Origin of the sequence: Limnospira sp. PMC 289.06, assembly GCF_032350395.1 — a bacterium.
Lineage (GTDB): Bacteria > Cyanobacteriota > Cyanobacteriia > Cyanobacteriales > Microcoleaceae > Limnospira > Limnospira platensis.
Genome location: NZ_JARPLC010000054.1, coordinates 1 through 17,856, shown reverse-complemented (window position 1 = coordinate 17,856; position 17,856 = coordinate 1). Strand labels below are relative to the sequence as shown.

The 17,856-nt window shown below is 43.0% G+C and carries 18 protein-coding genes; 5 read left to right on the top strand and 13 right to left on the bottom strand.

The annotated features are described in order from the left end of the window. Positions 1-261: 261 nt before the first annotated feature. Positions 262-1,716, bottom strand: coding sequence for a hypothetical protein (locus P5674_RS12860; RefSeq protein WP_006618767.1), 1,455 nt, complete (start codon positions 1,714-1,716; stop codon positions 262-264). 86 nt (positions 1,717-1,802) lie between these two features. On the opposite strand from P5674_RS12860, the gene P5674_RS12855 reads away from it, so the two are divergent. The 3 genes from P5674_RS12855 to P5674_RS12845 all read left to right on the top strand — a co-directional run bounded on the left by P5674_RS12855 (position 1,803) and on the right by P5674_RS12845 (position 4,270). Continuing rightward, positions 1,803-2,795, top strand: a complete 993-nt coding sequence (locus P5674_RS12855) for a glycosyltransferase family 2 protein (protein ID WP_006618768.1) — start codon at positions 1,803-1,805, stop codon at positions 2,793-2,795. Between the two features lie 423 nt (positions 2,796-3,218). Next, positions 3,219-3,569 (top strand): 30S ribosomal protein S6, encoded by a 351-nt coding sequence (rpsF, locus tag P5674_RS12850; protein WP_006618769.1) that lies wholly within the window; start codon positions 3,219-3,221, stop codon positions 3,567-3,569. A 146-nt stretch (positions 3,570-3,715) separates the two neighbouring features. Beyond that, positions 3,716-4,270 (top strand): Npun_F5560 family protein, encoded by a 555-nt coding sequence (locus P5674_RS12845; protein ID WP_006618770.1) that lies wholly within the window; start codon positions 3,716-3,718, stop codon positions 4,268-4,270. Positions 4,271-4,365: 95 nt separating this feature from the next. Here P5674_RS12845 and P5674_RS12840 read toward each other — a convergent pair whose 3' ends face one another. The 6 genes from P5674_RS12840 to P5674_RS12815 form a co-directional block, all read right to left on the bottom strand. Continuing rightward, complete coding sequence (locus P5674_RS12840; RefSeq protein WP_006618771.1) at positions 4,366-6,360, bottom strand: PAS domain-containing hybrid sensor histidine kinase/response regulator; 1,995 nt, start codon at positions 6,358-6,360, stop codon at positions 4,366-4,368. A 37-nt stretch (positions 6,361-6,397) separates the two neighbouring features. Next, on the bottom strand, positions 6,398-7,033 hold the full coding sequence (locus P5674_RS12835; protein ID WP_006618772.1) for a chemotaxis protein CheC: 636 nt from the start codon (positions 7,031-7,033) through the stop codon (positions 6,398-6,400). A gap of 12 nt (positions 7,034-7,045) precedes the next feature. Then, positions 7,046-7,417, bottom strand: coding sequence for a response regulator (locus P5674_RS12830; RefSeq protein WP_006618773.1), 372 nt, complete (start codon positions 7,415-7,417; stop codon positions 7,046-7,048). A 229-nt stretch (positions 7,418-7,646) separates the two neighbouring features. Next, positions 7,647-8,048, bottom strand: a complete 402-nt coding sequence (locus tag P5674_RS12825; RefSeq protein ID WP_014275398.1) for a DUF1667 domain-containing protein — start codon at positions 8,046-8,048, stop codon at positions 7,647-7,649. A 31-nt stretch (positions 8,049-8,079) separates the two neighbouring features. Next, the gene (locus tag P5674_RS12820) at positions 8,080-9,345 is read right to left on the bottom strand and encodes an NAD(P)/FAD-dependent oxidoreductase (RefSeq protein WP_006616993.1); all 1,266 of its coding nucleotides are present in this window, start codon (positions 9,343-9,345) and stop codon (positions 8,080-8,082) included. A 150-nt stretch (positions 9,346-9,495) separates the two neighbouring features. Beyond that, positions 9,496-10,923, bottom strand: a complete 1,428-nt coding sequence (locus P5674_RS12815; protein WP_014275399.1) for an NAD(P)/FAD-dependent oxidoreductase — start codon at positions 10,921-10,923, stop codon at positions 9,496-9,498. 345 nt (positions 10,924-11,268) lie between these two features. On the opposite strand from P5674_RS12815, the gene P5674_RS12810 reads away from it, so the two are divergent. Further along, positions 11,269-11,835, top strand: coding sequence for a GNAT family N-acetyltransferase (locus tag P5674_RS12810; protein ID WP_231852160.1), 567 nt, complete (start codon positions 11,269-11,271; stop codon positions 11,833-11,835). Here the strand turns inward: P5674_RS12810 and P5674_RS12805 are convergent. Further along, entirely contained in the window at positions 11,825-12,721 is an 897-nt protein-coding gene (locus P5674_RS12805; RefSeq protein WP_006616996.1) for a metal ABC transporter permease, read from the bottom strand. The two genes, P5674_RS12810 and P5674_RS12805, sit on opposite strands and share 11 nt — an antisense overlap. 103 nt (positions 12,722-12,824) lie before the next feature. Further along, positions 12,825-13,610 carry a metal ABC transporter ATP-binding protein gene (locus P5674_RS12800; protein ID WP_006616997.1) on the bottom strand — a complete coding sequence of 262 codons (786 nt, stop codon included), beginning with the start codon at positions 13,608-13,610 and terminating at the stop codon, positions 12,825-12,827. 96 nt (positions 13,611-13,706) lie between these two features. On the opposite strand from P5674_RS12800, the gene P5674_RS12795 reads away from it, so the two are divergent. After that, positions 13,707-14,633, top strand: coding sequence for a metal ABC transporter solute-binding protein, Zn/Mn family (locus P5674_RS12795; protein ID WP_006616998.1), 927 nt, complete (start codon positions 13,707-13,709; stop codon positions 14,631-14,633). A 63-nt stretch (positions 14,634-14,696) separates the two neighbouring features. Here P5674_RS12795 and P5674_RS12790 read toward each other — a convergent pair whose 3' ends face one another. The 4 genes from P5674_RS12790 to P5674_RS12775 form a co-directional block, all read right to left on the bottom strand. Further along, positions 14,697-16,715, bottom strand: coding sequence for a ribonuclease catalytic domain-containing protein (locus P5674_RS12790; RefSeq protein WP_035737129.1), 2,019 nt, complete (start codon positions 16,713-16,715; stop codon positions 14,697-14,699). A gap of 8 nt (positions 16,716-16,723) precedes the next feature. Further along, entirely contained in the window at positions 16,724-16,939 is a 216-nt protein-coding gene (rpsR, locus tag P5674_RS12785) for a 30S ribosomal protein S18 (RefSeq protein WP_006616668.1), read from the bottom strand. A gap of 79 nt (positions 16,940-17,018) precedes the next feature. Beyond that, positions 17,019-17,207 (bottom strand): 50S ribosomal protein L33, encoded by a 189-nt coding sequence (gene rpmG / locus P5674_RS12780; RefSeq protein ID WP_006616669.1) that lies wholly within the window; start codon positions 17,205-17,207, stop codon positions 17,019-17,021. A 37-nt stretch (positions 17,208-17,244) separates the two neighbouring features. Then, positions 17,245-17,856 (bottom strand): RDD family protein (locus P5674_RS12775; protein WP_315642800.1); only part of this gene is annotated, 612 nt, incomplete at its 5' end.

Here is a 17,856-nt window from a genome sequence, read left to right as displayed (position 1 = left end):
GCCTAGGGTTACGGAAATCTGGAGATCATCCTTTACCATAGACCTGTCCTTTGGGGTTGGCCATGGAAATGCTGCCACTAAAAAAAGTGGGTGTCACCCACTTGTAGATGAAACTGTATCTTCCACAAGAAGCTGAGGGCTGACCCCCAGCTTAACTTCCTCATCTATTACTTTAGCTCACAATTTAACTATTCGATCATGGCAATTCCATAATTGCTAGTGGCTAGGCTATCTACGAGTGGGGGAGGGGGTCTCCTCGCCTCAGTCCTCCTCATAAACAATCAATCCCTCTAATTTGCGCCTTTCCTGGATTGATGCTAGAACTTGCTCGAAGTTTTCTTCGTCCACTCGATGTATATAATTCAGTTTAATTTCTTCTAATAGATCCACCAGTAAATATTCAAACTGCTGCATTTGTTCCCCTTCAATTTCCTGCCATAATACTTTGCCAAAGTCCCGCACCAGTTGCTCTGTTAGTTGGCTTCCCTTGCGGTCCGACATGGCTTTACGAATCCCTTCATAGGCACTATTTGGACCCTCTGTGGCTAATTGGGATAGTTCCCCGATCAGGCGATCGCTTAATTCTTTAGCAATATTATCAAATCCGGGCACTTTTTTAAACCTTTCTACCACCTCGGAATTTTTGACTACACTCTCCACATTATAACGGATTAGTGCTTCTATATCCGACTCTAGTTGTGGGATAACCTTATAAACCACCACCTGAATTAATTGATTAGAAATAAATTCGATTTCATTCAGGTTATTAATATTCATATACCGCTGCTGTTGTGACTGAGCGATCGCCTTACCAATATTACCTTCTCTCAGTTGGTCTTGCACTTGATTAATGAATTGGATAATCACCGCTTCCGTTAATTCCTGCGATACCGATGACACTAAACCTCTACTGGCAAATGCTCTGAGTTTCTCCAGCTTAATTAATCCGGTTTGATCTAAACGAATAGTCACCGGAATAATCCTTAATAATCTCGCCGTTGGCAGCGAAATAAACATTAAGATATCGTACCAACGCCAGAGCATTGCATCTAACCAAGTCACCGTGTTAAATTTACTGCTCACTACCCTAGTTCTAATCAGAAATTCCACTAAAAAGAACAGCACAAACGGAAAATCAATTCTCCAAAAATCATTGACAAAGTTACCCGTTTCTGATAATCGTCGAAAATAATTAGCCTCCATTAACGGCTTGATCTGACTTGTAAACCAGTCGATCTCCTCCATAAATCCATTATCATCAAGATATTCAACACTCCAAAAAGTAGCGAAGGCTTGCTTAGAGGAATCGTCTGGGTTGGGAGCGCGATCGCGCATTCGATTTTTAATAGTCTCCAAAGCACCACTTTTATTAGCGATCGCAAAGGGGTTAGTATCAACCATTTCTATACTTTGCTGTTGCAGACTCAGCAGAATATCCTCCACTTCCGGTGATTCTAGTCCCGTCTCCACCACCTGGTTATTCAGAGCTGCTACAGTTTCTATATATCTGACCGTGTCCCGGTGGGGTTCAATCCCCATAATCGGATCATAGAGTTCCGTTAACTCTCGAAAGTGACGGAAATAAAAGTCACGCCAGGGTATATAACTAATATTAAATAAAACTAGGGCATAGTTGACAACGGCTATCATTGACAGACCTCGTTCGATCCACAGACCCACAGGGGTATTTTTATTAATCGCTCTCGGTTTTTTCATGGTCATAGACTCAATCGGTTCTGTTGACAACAACTAACTCTAGTTAAAATTTCAGTAATTGACTAATTGATTTTATTGATAATCTCATGTCTGAATCTTATCCCCGTATCAGTGTGGTGATCCCAGCCTACAACTGTGAACAGTATATTGCCGAAGCCATTGATAGCGTACTAGCTCAAACTGAGACTGATTATGAAATCATAGTTGTTGATGATGGTTCTCAAGACCAGACTCGCTCCGTGGTAGCCACTTATCACAGCCAAGTTCGCTATGTTTATCAGGATAATCAAGGGGTTTCCGTGGCGCGAAATCATGGTCTGAGTTTGGCTAGGGGTGAGTTTATCACTTTTCTCGATGCCGATGATTACTTTTTTCCCGATACCCTCCGAAGCCAACTCGCTGTATTTGATGCTGACCCGGAATTGGCGATCGTCCATAGTGGTTGGCGCAGGGTTAACCAAACCGGCGAAATGTTGATCGATGTTCAGCCCTGGGAAATGGTGGCTGAGTTAAATTTAGAGAATTGGTTACGCTGGAAGCCTTTGGGGACTATGGGAACTTTGATGTTCCGCCGCCAGGCTTTGCAGACCGTTGGAGGCTTTGAACCTGGGTTGGCTCATGCGGAGGATGTCGATTTGATTTTGCGTTTGGTATCTAGCGGCTATCGCAGCGCTTGGTTGAAGCGATCGACCGTCTGTTATCGTCAACACGATCGCAATACTATGCGAGATGGTATCTCTCAAGCCAAGTCTATCAATTATGTCCTCGATAAATTTTTTAATTTACCCGATATACCCTTGGAAATTAAAGTCATTGAGGACTGGGTTCGCTATAGTACCTTGGTCTGGAGTTCCTGGTATTTATACCATACTGGCTTCAATACTGAGATGGTCGAATATTTACAGCGCTCATGGTCTTATAGTCCTTTTCTACCCATGGAAACCGTCATTAATTGGGTCGAAAGTTTTACTCAGTATTCTCAAAATGTCGATGCTATTTTCGATGTCGATCATTTATCTACATCTCCTGAGTGGCAAGGCTTATTAAAATGGGTCATCAGTAGCCTGCAATACCCCTAGTCTCTATCTCATGTAACTACTTCGGGTTCCCTAGATTTAATCATTACACCCGACCTAAACCAATTAGGAAATTATGTTAAGTTTTGTAAAATTTGTCAAAAAGTCCCCCCGACCCTCCCAGCCGGGGGGTTGCTTTTTGGGTTGACCTATGCTATTGTATTAAATAATGGAAATCTTAGTAAAAATTTTACTTTGGGTTATGTTTCCATTATCTAACAGTATGCCAATATCCTACCATTAGTTACCGGTGCTTGTCAACCCCCGACCGTGATTTGGCCGAACAATTTTTTAAAAATTGAACAAAAAATCAACTTTTAGGTTGAAGGATAGTCAACCGATTGTATTGTGGAGCCAACTAATGTAGAATGTATAGATCCTTGCTTCTGAGTAGAAGCCTAAATTGTCCACAAGGAGTATCATTAAATGAAGCCTTTTGTTTACGAAACCATGTATATCCTGCGCTCTGACCTAAATGATGAGCAGGTAGAGGCGGCGATCGCCAAATATCAAGATATCCTGCACGAACATGGGGCACAAAATCTTGACGTGCAAAATTTGGGTAAGCGTCGTTTAGCTTATGATATCGACAAGCACCGGGAAGGCATTTACATCCAAATGAACTATGAAGGTGGGGACAGCAACCAGATTAAAGTCATGGAAAGAGCCATGCGTATAGGTGGCGATGTAATTCGTTATCTGACGATTAAACAAGATGTCACCCCATCTCCAGTCGAAGCCGAAGCGCAACCGGAACCCCAACCCCAAGAGGTTTAAAACTCAAGTCAGGTCAGGAGTTGGTGACGGTCAACCCAGCTAATTCCTGACTGTTCGATACTCCTGGAGTCTCTCTCTTGCCGATTGGGTGGAATTGGGAGTATTTTAGGGGACATATTGGAAGTTTATAGGAGCCATTGGTTATCATGAGCCAGAAAAATAATCCCAACTCCCAGGAACTCACAGCAGAAGTCGCTCGGCTGAGTGAAGAGTTAAAAATGCGAGATCAACTGGTGCAGCAGTTATCTCAAGAATTATTCCGTTTGGTGAAGGGAAATGCTAACTTAGCCCCAGATCCAGAAATGGCCGAGCGACACCAAGCTCAGATGAAGTCCTTGCGGGAACAACTCCAGCAAGTAGAAGAACAGGTGAAGTTTTATCAAGACCAGATCAATGAGCGGGATCTGGAAGTTTACCAACTTAGACAGTCTGTTCAGGAGTTAACCGATCGCTCTCGAATGCTCGAACAGGTAGTGCAAGAATTACCTGGAGTCTACCGCCAGAAGTTTTCAGAACGCCTCGAAGAGGTCATGGAAAGGGTGGAAAAACTGCAACGGGAAAATCGGCAACTCCACGCCGAACTACAAAGTGTTACCTACCGTCTGGCTCAAAAGAGTCGCCGTCCTGGTAATTTAGATCTGCCAACTTTTCAGCCCGGAACTCAGAGCGTCATCGAGTTTCCTAGTTTAGGGAAAGCGTGATTTTTTCCTGAGTCAGCATCAAACCTAGTCAAACTTAGGGGTTGGTTCTAGGGAGCATCGCAGAACAAACCCCTTTATTTTTATTAGTTAAGTGCCTAGGGTTTGTTGGAACTAGAATTAAGGCATTTTTGCAGCACTTCTAATAACTCCTGCGTGGTGAAAGGTTTTGATAAAAATATATCAACTCCTAACTCAGCTATATCTTTGGCTATATCTACTGAAAAGTAACCGCTAATTCCGACAATTTTAATTTGAGGATTCAGGGATTTTAGCTCCCTCATAGTAGTTTTTCCACCCATAACAGGCATCATAATATCGATAACTACACAGTCAATTTTATCTAAATATTGACTGTATATTTTCATAGCCTCAACTCCATTACCGGCTACCAAAACTTGATATTGAAAACTCTCTAAACTAGCCTTAGTAATTTCTCGGATGGGTTCTTCATCATCAACCACTAAAATTAGTTGACCCTCACCTGTAATTAATTCTAAATGCTCATCAGCCGTAGTTTCTGTTTCCTCTGAGGCGGGTATATAAACTCTAAAAGTAGTTCCCACACCCATTTGAGTTTCAACGTCAATAAAGCCATTATGACCCTTAACTATACCTAGGACTGTGGATAGTCCTAAGCCACTACCTTTGGCAAATTCTTTGGTAGTAAAAAACGGTTCAAATATCCGGTCTAATACTTCTTGGGTAATGCCAGTTCCGCTATCAGAGACGGTAATCATGACATAACAACCTTCCTTAGCATCAAGGTTTAAACGAGCTTCTTTTTGGTTTAAAATAACATTACTAGCTGATAGTGATAAATTGCCCCCATCGGTCATCGCATCTCGTGCATTCACACAGAGATTCATTAAGATTTGATGTAGTTGGGTGGGGTCGCCATAAACTGTCCAGAGTTCCTTAGAAACATTAGTGTTAACATTGATAGATTTCGGGAAGGTTTCCCTAGCAATATCTGCAACTTCACTAATTAAGTGTCTCACCTGAAAAATCTCTAGTTTCCCCTCAAAACCTTTGGCAAAGGAAAGAACTTGCTTAATTAAATTGGCTCCCCGTTTGGTGTTATTTTCAATTAACTTGAGCATTTTATTTTGTTTTTCCTGGTCAAGTCCTAATTGAAACATTTGCACAGAGGCGAGAATCGGTGTTAAAATATTGTTGAGGTCATGGGCTATGCCACTGGCTAGGGTGCCAATACTTTCCAGTCTTTGCGCTCTCAGTAGTTGGATTTCTAGTCTCTTGGTTTCAGTAATATCTAAAAGAACACCCACTATTTCTTCAATGTGACCAGAGGCATCACACACCAGTTTCATTTCGTCTCTTAACCAACGATAACTACCATTTTTGTGGCGGAAACGATATTCTGTGGTTAGGTGATTTAATTTGAGAATCTGTGAGCAACGATGATGGATTTTTAAGCGATCATCAGGGTAAATGCGATCGCTCCAAAAATTCGGGGTATTAATCCATTCACTAGGTTGATATCCTAGTTGAGTTATGAGATTATCACTGATAAATTTAGGGGGATAGTCTTCGGTGGGATAACAAGTATAAATAATCGCCGGACTCGAAGCCAATAAATGCTCAAGTTGAATCTGAATCGAACTTAATCTCGCTTCCGTTTCCTCAAGTTTCGTGATTTTTTGTTGCAGTTCTGTTTCTCGCATTACCCGTTCGGTAACATCTGCAATTATTGTAATAGTTCCGCAAATTTCTCCAGCTTCAATTAAGGGAGCAATACGGACGCTTTGTTGCATGGGGGATAAAGAATGACTACCAATAGCCGGAATATTAATGAGATAGGAATGGAGGCGCTGAGACAGGAAAGCTACTTGACCTTGGAGAGCTTGTTCATAAAAGCGATGGATGCCTCGTTCTTTCATGTCAGGATAAAGGCTGAACAAATGACATCCCATTAAATCTTGAGCAGACCTGCCACTATGGATTTCTAGCCAATGATTCCAACTGAGAACCTCTAATTTATTATTAGTAGTAAAGATGCCCTGTTCGGCAAAGTTGTTTAGCCATTTTAATAAGGCTTGACTATGGGAAGGATGGATATTATGATCTAACATAATTAGGTAAATCCCATATTTAATAATAATTGGTTGATTACCGAGTCAAAGATGGCGTTACTGCCTCATCTGCCCAACTGTCTATCAACTCTAATAATTTCTCTAAAGACACTACCCCTAATATCAGCACTAGATAGCCATTTACCGAGTCTTCACGCATTTTAAAGGAGGTATACATTACCATGGCATAGCTGACTTCTTCCTTGCCAATAATCAGAGAGTGGATCAGTCCATCTAGGGCTTCTAGGTAAAGGCGGGGTACTGAAAAAGAAATCTGAATTTCTAGTAAATTTCCGAAGACGCTTAAACAGGAGTTTAGTAGGATATTGCCAATTTCTGTTAGCACTTCTCCGGCGGGAACGTCAAGGCGATCGCTTGATGGGCTACCCTCTGGGGACACTAAACGGGACAACATTACCGCCCCTTCATAGTTTAATAATAATAGAGCATTTCCCGACACGGGCCCTGTAAAAATCTGCTGTACTGTCGCAATTTCACCATTAACAAAACTCGCCAGTTTCCCGGCTAATTCTTCAATAGGATGAATAGACACTTGAGGAACATCAAGCAAAATGCGATGACCCGTTAGTTGCGATAAAGAATTGGCAGTGCGAGCAAAACCAATATTTATTAACTCAGTTAGAGCATCTTTTTGCTTTTCGGTCAGGATCATCGCAGGACCTCCCTAAGACTGTGATATAGTAATGAGAGCTTGATTTACCTGGTCGAGAACACTTTCAGCCATAAAAGGCTTGTTAATGTAACCCACTGCTCCAGCGGCTTTAACTGCGGCGCGAGTCATTTCTTGAGCATCGGCACTGGCAATAATAACCCTAGCTGTGTTATCCATTGCCATGAGTTGATCTAAAACTTCTGTTCCCTGCATATCTGGCATAGCCAGATCAATTAAAACCAAGTCCGGTTTATCGATAAAGTAGCGTTCCAGCGCAGCCAGTCCCCCTGTAGCTTCAATTACTTCGTGTCTATCTGTTTCTAAGATACCACGCATAATCCTACGGGAGAGACCAGAATCATCAACGATTAAAATTTTAGCCATTGCCAAGTCTCCCAAGCCCTGCGGTTGATTACGGTGGAGTATAAACAGGAGCTATATTTGAACTCCTATACGATATATAGTAACCGGAAAAAATGGGTTTTATAAAATTTTTGTACAAATTTTAACAATCTAGTTAACTATCTAGGTGGTCTGCTAAAATCGAGAATATGAGGACATTAACAAGGTGCCGAAACACCTTGTATAAATCAATTATCGTCTGTTTTGACCATCAATTTTGATCAGTAGGCATATCTCGTGATGCCACCACATCGACACCTAAATCAAAAACATTAGATAAGATGGTATCGCCGATATGAATCGGCGCGGTAACATTAACTTGCCGCAATTGCTGACATAATTCTATCACTTTTTCTTTCGGTATGGCAGCGGTGGTTTTTACGGGTAATTTTGCCCAAATACCATTATTAACTCGGACTGTAGTTGTCACCATGCGACGGGGTTCGGTGTGTTCCTGTTTGGCATATTCTTCGCCTCGTTTACAGGTGAAGCCTCGCACTTCGACAATGTGGCCATTATCTGCCTCGACTTCTAGGCGACATCCCAAAGGACAACCAATACATAGATAATGAGAAATGGTGGTTTCTGTGGTGGTTTCTGTGGTTTGATTCATGGCTTTTTATTTATCCTAAAATTAGCTAAATTTACTCAAGGGGGAGGATATCAATTGTTAAAGCCTCTCCGTGGAAATTCTGCAAAAACCGGGGTTTGACTTTCAGGTTGACCATTTCGGCGGGGAATACATACCGGAGTTTTTTCTCGTATATATCCCCAAGTTTTAAAATGCTTTCTTTGAGAGGACGACGCACTCGCATATAAACGGTATGCTCCCGATCGCTCGAAATGGTTTGAGGTACACAATAGGCGACATTTTCACCAGGAATTAAACGGATATTATCCGTAGGGGGTCGATTTCCGGTTACATAGAATCCGGCATTTCGACCAGCTAATATGGCTTCTTGGCTGACAAAATCAACTAGATCGTGAATGTGGACAACATTACCACAAGCAAAAACTCCATTTATAGAAGTTTCCATGGTGCTGCTAACCACTGGACCGCTGGTAACCGGATCAATTCGCAGTTGTAATTGACGAGATAGTTCGTTTTCGGGAATTAATCCAATCGATAATAACAGGGTGTCGCAGGGAACATACCAGCTTTGGTCGGCGAGGGGTTGTAGGTGTTCATTAACTGGCGCGACGGTGACTCCTTCAATGCGATCGCGTCCATGAATTTCTACTACTGTGGTAGATAGATATAGGGGGATATTAAAGTCCTGTAAACATTGCACAATGTTCCGGTTTAATCCGTTGGCGTGGGGCATTATTTCAAATACTCCCGCCACTTCTACCCCTTCCAGGGTTAGCCGTCTCGCCATAATTAATCCGATATCCCCAGAACCCAGAATTACGGCTTTATTTCCTGGTAAAAATCCTAGTAAATTTACAAATCTTTGGGCTAACCCGGCGGTTAAGACTCCTGAACAGCGGGTTCCGGGGGTGCGAATAGCGCCACGAGTCCTTTCTCTCGCACCCATGGCTAAGACGGTGGCTTTGGCGGAAATGACCTGCACTCCCTGGCTTCCAGACATTAATTTAACTCGCCGATCGCCATCTATATCTAAAACATAGGCATCTGCTATAATGTCTATATCCTTGGCGATCGCTTGTTCTAAAAAACGTTGAGCATATTCAGGTCCGGTCAACTCTTCTTTAAAGTGTTGGAGTCCAAAACCGGGGTGAATACATTGTAATAAAATGCCTCCCGCTTCCTTTTCGCGATCGACAATTAAAACTCGTTCAGCGCCAGACTCTTTCGCGCCTAACGCCGCCGCCATCCCAGCCGGTCCGCCGCCAACAACTACTACATCATAGTTGTTATTTAGGTGCTTAATACTCTCAGTAATCATGATAATTTTGTCAATTGCTAACAACAAAAAAAGACTAAATTTTGGGCGGGTTATATAGTCAATTTTTGTCGGTAGTAAGTAACCGACATTAACCCGCCATTTTTAGGCACAATAGGCTATGGGTTGTAATCAGTGTTAATTAGTGGGTATTTATGAATGCTGTTCACGCACTACCCAGGTATCGCCGCCACGTTTGGTAATTGCCGTCATGGGAATGTTATATTCCTCGCATAAAAGTTGCATACAGCGTCCTGTACAAAATCCCCCCTGACAGCGACCCATTCCGGCGCGGGTGCGGAATTTAATGCCATCTAATGTTTTTGCGCCTCGGCTGATCGCATCGAGAATTTCACCCTCGGAAATTAACTCGCACCGACAGATAATTCGACCATAGCTAGGGTTTTGCTTCACCAGTGCAATTTGTTCTTCTGTAGAAAGAGAGGCGAAATGAATGGGTTTAGGGACTGAGGAAATAAAGCTATCTTTGGGGGCTAAGGATAAGCCTTCTTGTTGTAAAATATCCCTAACCATGGTGGCGATCGCTGGTGCTGCGGTTAGTCCTGGTGATTGAATTCCCGCCACGTTAATAAAGCCGGGTTTCGCCGTAGTCCCAATGATAAAATCTTCTCCGTCTACTACGGCGCGGAGTCCCGCAAATTCAGCGATACAGTCCCTAGGACTAATCCCTGGGACGGTTTGGGTAACTGCATCAAAAACTTTTTTTCCCCCTTCGTGGGAGGTAGTTAAATCGGTCTTATCGTCCACCATTTCGGCCGTGGGACCCACCATTAAAGTGCCGTCATAGGTGGGGATGACTAAGATGCCTTTAGAAACGGCAGTAGGACAGGGAAAAATTACTCGTTTTACCAGTCCAATTAATCGCTTATCTAGGAGATATTCTTCACCTTTGCGGGGTTTGATGGTAAAGGTACGCACTCCCGCAAATTCAGCGATCGCATCTGCATAGAGTCCAGCCGCATTAATCACAAAACGAGTATTAAATTCCCCTCTGGGGGTATGGATAACCCAGTTATGATCAGGGGTTTGATTAACTGCTGTAACTGGGCAATTTGTAAATAGATTTAAGCCGTTTATACAGGCATTTTCAATTAAGGCAAAACAAGCCTCGTAGGGATTAATTACCCCAGTTGTGGGCGCATATAAAGCAGCGATCGCCTCTGATGTTAGGTGAGGCTCTTCTTTTCGTAGGCGTTCTTGTTGCCAAATTTCTAAGCCGGGAACTCCTTTAGATTCCCCTTGTTTTTGCAATTTTTCTAGTGTCGGTATTTGGTCTTCTGTCAAGGCGACAGTAAGTTCTCCAATGCGTTTAAAACCAAACCCTAATTCTTCGCATAGGGTATCCCACATTTGGTTTCCTTCCCATTCTAGCTTACCTTTCAGGGTATCAGGGGAACTGTGATGTCCACCGTGAATAATACCGCTGTTGGCTTTGCTGGTTCCGAAACCGACCTCTGCTTCCGATTCAATTAGGGCGACTCGAATCGCATACCGCATCAATTCTCGCGCAATGGTGCATCCGGTTACACCACCACCGATAATGATTGCATCATACAACATGATCCTATCCTGTAAGTGTTTGCTTGTGGGTCATACAGTGTTTAATCAATTGAAATTTTTAGTCAATCAAACTGCTAAATCTGGTTAAGCTGTGGATATCAGTTTCTGGCTGCTACAGCCGCGATCGCATGGATCTTAAAACTGAATCCTCTATCTTCAGTGTAGGATCATATTGATGATTTGTCATCGGTATTTAGGTTAAGTATTTTTAAGCGCCATTATTCAACCCGAGTTAGTTTATATTGTCATTTATGGTATAATTAATCCTGCAAAATTCATCAATAAACAAATTTAATGTGCATTAATATTAAAAACATTAACTCTTTACCGGCACTTAATTCAGCCATGGATCAAGGTCTTTATCCTACTGTATATGAGTGTTTTTCCGCCCCACCTTTTAACGAAAAAGTAACCCAAAAAAAAGTAAAATTTTACTTCCAAAAATATATCGAATCCGGTATTTTATACTTAGCTTATTCTGACGCAACCCCCATGGGATTTATTGCCACCCTTCCCTTAACCGAAACCGCCAACATAGGAGAGTTAGAATTTTTTGAGACTTGGGGATATATAAACAACCAAAAAGTTAATCTAAATTCGGATTTATTTACTCAGCAAACCGGACTCAGCATTGATAAATTATACTATATCGCTGATTTAGGTGTAGCCATTAATTACCGTCAGCAAGGCATCGCCAAACGACTGTTTAAAACCTTATTTGGTCATTTATCAGATAACATTGGTTATATATTGAGAACTACGGCTAACCCTGAATATGCTTATTTACCTGATTTTTATCAAAAGTTGGGGTTTGAAATGATGCCAATTACTCAAAGTGTTGAGTATTATAATTGTCAAAATCAATTAATCCAAGATAGCCGTTTAATTTTAGTCAAATTACCTAACGATTAATTAAATTTTTGATTTCCTTAAAAAGTGGCGGTTCTTTAGATATCTTAACCGGGTGGGTTAGCAGTCCTTCACTGGGGCTAAATAAAAATGCCATCAGGAATAAACCAGAAGCCACTAAGACAATGGCTGGACCGGAAGGCAAGTTATAGAAATAACTCAGATACATTCCACTGATACTAGAACCCACGCCAATTAACACGCCTAAAATCATCACATGATGCAAACGATTAACTAATAAATAAGCTGTGGCTGATGGTGTAATTAATAAGGATAAAACTAAGATGACTCCTACAGCTTTAAGACTGGCAACAATAGTTAAGGAAATTAACATCATTAACCCTAAATTTAACAGGTTTACAGGTAAGCCAGCCGCCTCTGCGCCCTGGGGGTCAAAGGTATAAAACAATAATTCTTTATAAATTAGGAACACGACGAATAAGACAATGGCAGCAATAATGATTGTATCCCGGACATCGGAGGCTGTAACTCCCAAGATATTGCCAAAGAGAAAATGATTCAAGTCGATTTTATTATCTTTTTGAATGATGGTAATTAGGGTAATTCCCAAAGCAAAAAAGCCGGAAAAAACAATCCCCATGGCTGCGTCTTCTTTGATTTTGCAGTGGGTGCGAATTATTTCGATTAATACTGTACTTAATACCGCAGCGACAAACGCACCTACAAAAATATTAAACCCTAAAATAAAGGCGATCGCTAATCCAGGCAAAACTGAATGGCTGATGGCATCCCCTAATAAAGCCAGCCGCTGCACCATTAAATAACTACCCACTACGGCACAAATTAACCCCACCAATATAGCAATAGTGAGCGATCGCTGCATAAAACCATATTGCAAAGGTTCTATTAATATTTCCCAAACTATCATATTTATACTGTCTCTTATATCTTCGGAAACCGGTTTTTTTGAACTGGATTAAGATATCAAAAAAATCGGTTAATCCCCTTTAATAGATAATTAAAAAACGCCATCAAGCTGCATGGTCTGAGAAAAACATGACCCTACCACCATAGGCATGATCAAGATTTTCCTGAGTTAAGACAGCTTCCCTAGTTCCGGCGGCGATTAGTTCTTTGTTTAGCAGAATCAAATCATCAAAATTGGTAATTGATTTACCCAAGTCGTGATTAATTACTAACACAATTTTACCGGAAGCGGCTAACTCCCTAAAAATACTAAAAATCACATTTTCAGTTTTTTGATCAATACCCGCAAAGGGTTCATCAAAGCAGAAAACTTCCGCCTGTTGCGCTAAAGATCTAGCTAAGAAAACCCGCTGCTGTTGACCTCCCGAAAGTTGACCAATAGGACGCGCGCTATAGGTTTCCATTCCTACCCGTTGTAAGGCTTGGGTAGCCAAGCGGCGACTGACCCCCGAAAAGCCTCGAAACCAACCAGTTTGGCGTACTCTTCCCATCATTACTACATCCCAAACTGTGGCAGGATAAGTCCAGTCTATCTGCGATCGCTGAGGGACGTAGGCGACGCGGTGGCGTTGTTGACTCAGGGGACGCTCACCGAAAATTGCAGGGCTTCCTGTGGCAGGAATCAGCCCCAAAATAGCTTTTAACAAGGTACTCTTACCCGCACCATTGGGTCCAATAATTCCGGTTAGCCGTCCTGGGTTCACTTGTAGGTTAATGTCCCGCAGTGCTTCAACCCCTCGGTACTGTACCCCAAGGTTACTGATGATAATACTCATATCCGCTGAAACCTTCTTATTCAAGGAGTTGTGGGCAATTTTGAGAGTATCCATAACTATGATTTTCGATCGCTTCATGTCAAGAATAGCACAAAAATGAAATAATTATGAAATAATTTATGAAAACAAAATGAAAAGGAGTAAGTACAAATGGCTAGACCAATGGCTAAGGGGTTAGGTGTAGTTGGGTTGTTGTGTGGGCTGTTGCTGGGGGGTTGTCAGTCGCCGTCGGTGGTTTCTACTGGGGATGAAATGCCGAAAGTGGTATCTACTACGACTATTATTGCCGATTTAACTGAAGCGATCGCCTCTGAGCAAATTCAACATACAAGCCTTTTACAGCCGGGGGTAGATCCTCATATTTATGAACCTGTCCCCCAAGATAGTATAGCCTTAGAAAACGCTGACCTAATTCTGTATAATGGCTATAATTTGGAACCCGGTTTAATTAGGTTAATTGAAGCGGTGGGACAAAGAGCCAGAAGAGTGGCAGTTGCTGAGTTTATCACTCCCTTAAATACTGAAGAAAATGGAGAGATCGAACCGGATCCCCATGTGTGGGGAAATGTGCAAAATGCGATCGTCATGGCTGAGGTAATTCGGGATGAATTAATAGCACTATCCCCAGATGATCGGCAGATATTTACAGATAATGCAGAACAGCTTATTGAGGAGTTGGAAAAACTGCATATTTGGATTGGTGAACAAATTGCCACAATTCCTAGCGATCGCCGTTATCTGGTCACCACCCATGATGCTTTTCAATATTACGCCGCCGCCTATGGTTTAACTGTACCCGGAACCTTAATAGGTATCAGCACCGAAGAACAACCTAGCGCCCAAACTGTGCGGAATTTAGCAGAGGAAATCCGCCGCCACCGAGTCCCTGCTATTTTTGCGGAAACCACACTTAATCCCCAATTAATTAGGGCGGTCGCAGAAGAAGCCGGGGTGGAATTAGCCCCCCAAGAATTATATTCCGATTCTATTGGCGCACCTGGTTCCCAAGGGGATAGTTATGTTAGAATGATGGAAGCCAATACTAGGGCGATCGTAGAAGCCCTCGGCGACAACTAATTCACTAGGGCAGGTAGGGGCAGGTTTCTAACCCGTCTCCGCCTGCTGTTGGTCGCTATTCTCCTAAACCGCTGGTTCCGTGGCTGGGCCAATAATCTCCTGGAATTGAATCACGTCTTGGCGTGGGTCAGAATGGGTCACTTTTACCTCAAAGCGATCGCCAAGTGCTATGTCGCGGTTAAACCGCATTGGTAACTCTAACCCTAATTCCTCCAGCATCACCAAACCTAAATTACTATCCTCCCGCAACCACCGCAGCAAAATAGCTTCCCACACCTCATCAGCTTGACGACGCAAATATTCCAAACTCCAATAGCGGTTCGTCTCCCGTTCCACCTTCGAGGCTTCCTTCACCGCCGGACCAAGGCTCATCACCATTTCCTGCATTTGTTCCACCGAAAAAGCTGGCTCTTCTCCCCGTAAATGAGCCTTAATCTGGAAGTGAGCCAATAGATCGCTATAACGCCTAATGGGGGAAGTCACCTGCGTATAAGTTTCCAAGGCTAAACTTGCATGGCGAGCCGGAGTCAAGCTAACCTCACTACGAGGCATATAACGACGCAATGCACAGGCTCTTACCGCTCCGGCTGGTAGTTGCAGCAGTTCCTCTTCCGGGGGTAGTTCTGGTTGAGGCTGGCTGCGATAGGGTAATGCTAAATTATGCTCCTGACCGTAGCGAGCAGCTACCTCCCCAGTTAAAATCATCATTTCTGCCACCATTTGGCGAGACAGAGAATCATCAAGGAGTTTAACAATTACCTCATCCCCGTCCACCTTAATCATAGATTCAGGCATATAAATACTAATAGCCCCTTGGGAGGAACGCCATTGTTGCCGAAGTTTCGCGAACTTTCCTAAAATCTCGATTTCTGGTTCAGCCTTAATACCCAAGTGCAGCATCTCATCGACATCATCATAGGTGAGGCGGTAGGTAGGTTTGATGATGCTGGTATGAATGCTATAATCCTTCACGCTGCCATCTTCATTCAGCACTACCCCGAAGCTCAAGGCACAGCAAATTTTACCCTGCACCAAACTCATCGGCCCCGTGGCTAGTTCTGAGGGGAACATGGGAATCATCCCCGTGGGTAGGTAAACGCTGGTAGTCCTGCGCCGCGCTTCTAGGTCTAGTTCATCTCCCGGTTGAATTAGACGGGTAGGATCAGCAATGTGAATCCAAATCTTTTGGGTTCCGTCTTCGAGAAATTCTAGGCTAACTCCATCATCAATTTCGCGGGTGCTTTCGTCGTCAATGGTATAGACCTTCAGATGAGTTAGATCGAACCGACGATCTTGATCTGGGTCAGGTTGGGGAGATTGGAGATAATATTGAGCCACGTCTAGGACCTTTGCGGGAAACTGGGTTGGGATCTGACTGCGCCACAGGGAAAGGTTCTCATGCAGACTCCATATCCCCAAGTCTACCAACAATTGAAAAGAGGCACTGGGAGTTTGAGGGCGATTAAGACTGCTTAGGGTTTCTAAGGCGGGTCCCGTATGGGATGCTTCCTCCCCGTACAGAGCAAAACGTTCCAAAGCATCGAGGCGGGCGCGATCGCTCCCCTGCCATTCTACCACCTCTCCCCCTAGACATTGTTCAACTCGCTGCCAAAATAGTTGGGTTTCCTGTTCCCGTTGCTGTTCAACTTCCTGTTGATGTTTGATTTCTGCTACTTGGTTAGGAGGGCGAGGTTCATAGCGATCGCCCTTCTGTTTAAAGTAGAGTTTATCATTGCATAGCAACAAGTGGCTGGCATAACATTGAGCCGGAGTTTCCTCCGAAAATAGCAACAATGCCATTCCTGTGGGATCGACTGTTTCCCCCTCTTCAATCAAAATCTCCCAGGCTATCTCTAAACTAGCTGGATCTAGATAGGGTTGTATTTCTTCATAAAAAGAGGGAATATCAGCAGGACGATAAGTCGTTCCCCCTACCTCATAGGTAATTTGTCTGGGATGAACGGTATGGGAATTTCCCTGGTCATCAACTAAGATCCAGTGCTTTTTTCCTTCAGGGCGAGCTACCACAGCGAGACGGCGCTCCCCATGTATACGGAATTCAACTAAAGTTCCCTTTTCCACCAATTCAATCAGCCTTCTTTATTGACAAAGGGCAGCATGGCTAAAATTCTAGCCCGTTTGATCGCTTTTGTCAGGTCTCGTTGTTGTTTACAGGTTAAACCGGTAATGCGCCGGGGTAGAATTTTGCCCCGTTCGGTCATAAACTTTTTCAACAACTCGATGTTTTTATAATCAATGGGGGTTTTCGGATCAATCGGCGAAACTTGGCGACGGAAATAGCTCATGGGCTTTGACTCCTGTTGGTTTAATGGATGATTCTAGGTTCATGGGGATGACTACTCTCCCACCAGTCATCTGAAAGCACTATTTGATTTCTTTGTGAACCGTATGTTTGTTACAGTGGGTGCAGAATTTTTTGAGTTCCATCCTCCCAGTTGTATTCCGACGGTTTTTGGTCGTTGTATACCGTGACACACCCTTAGAACGCTTATCGGTATTGGTGCGACACTCAGTGCATTCCAGCGTGATTACAATGCGAACACCTTTAGCCATAATCCTAAAAGATTTCTTAATAAAGCACAATCATCTATTATTTCAGGTATTGCTGCATTTTGTCAATCCAATTTTTGACTCTAATATCCAAAGAATAGCCTCGTTGCACACCAATAACGATAGTTTCGCCAAAGCGATCGTGAAAAGTTTGCGGATATTGACTCAGATCAAACAGCACCACTCCACCATCAGCGATCAGGGGAACTAGTAACAGCACAACACCCGCATGGCCTAAAGCCAGATTCCCTAATCCATTTAGAGCCAAGAACACAAAAAACCCTAGGACACCCTCACGCTTAGATAATTCTAACAGTTGCGGTGTTCGGTGGAATCGTGTATCAATTACCCTCATATTCAAAGCCCACCGCCCTAGGCTCTGTCCATAGTTTCGATAAACTACAAACACCCGTGAGGCTATCCAAAGCAGCATAAATATCAAAAATCCGACTAAGCCACTAGCCCCTAATAAACCAGTAATCAACAACACTAGAAATCCGTCAATCCCTAATGCGATCGCCCGACACCAAGTAGGAACCCTTGGAAAAGCCGGGGCTACTAACTCAGATAATTCAGACCTTTCAGAACTCATGGTGAATACCAGATTATCAAAAAACAAAGCCTCAATCGAAAGAAAGAGGCAGAGTAATAA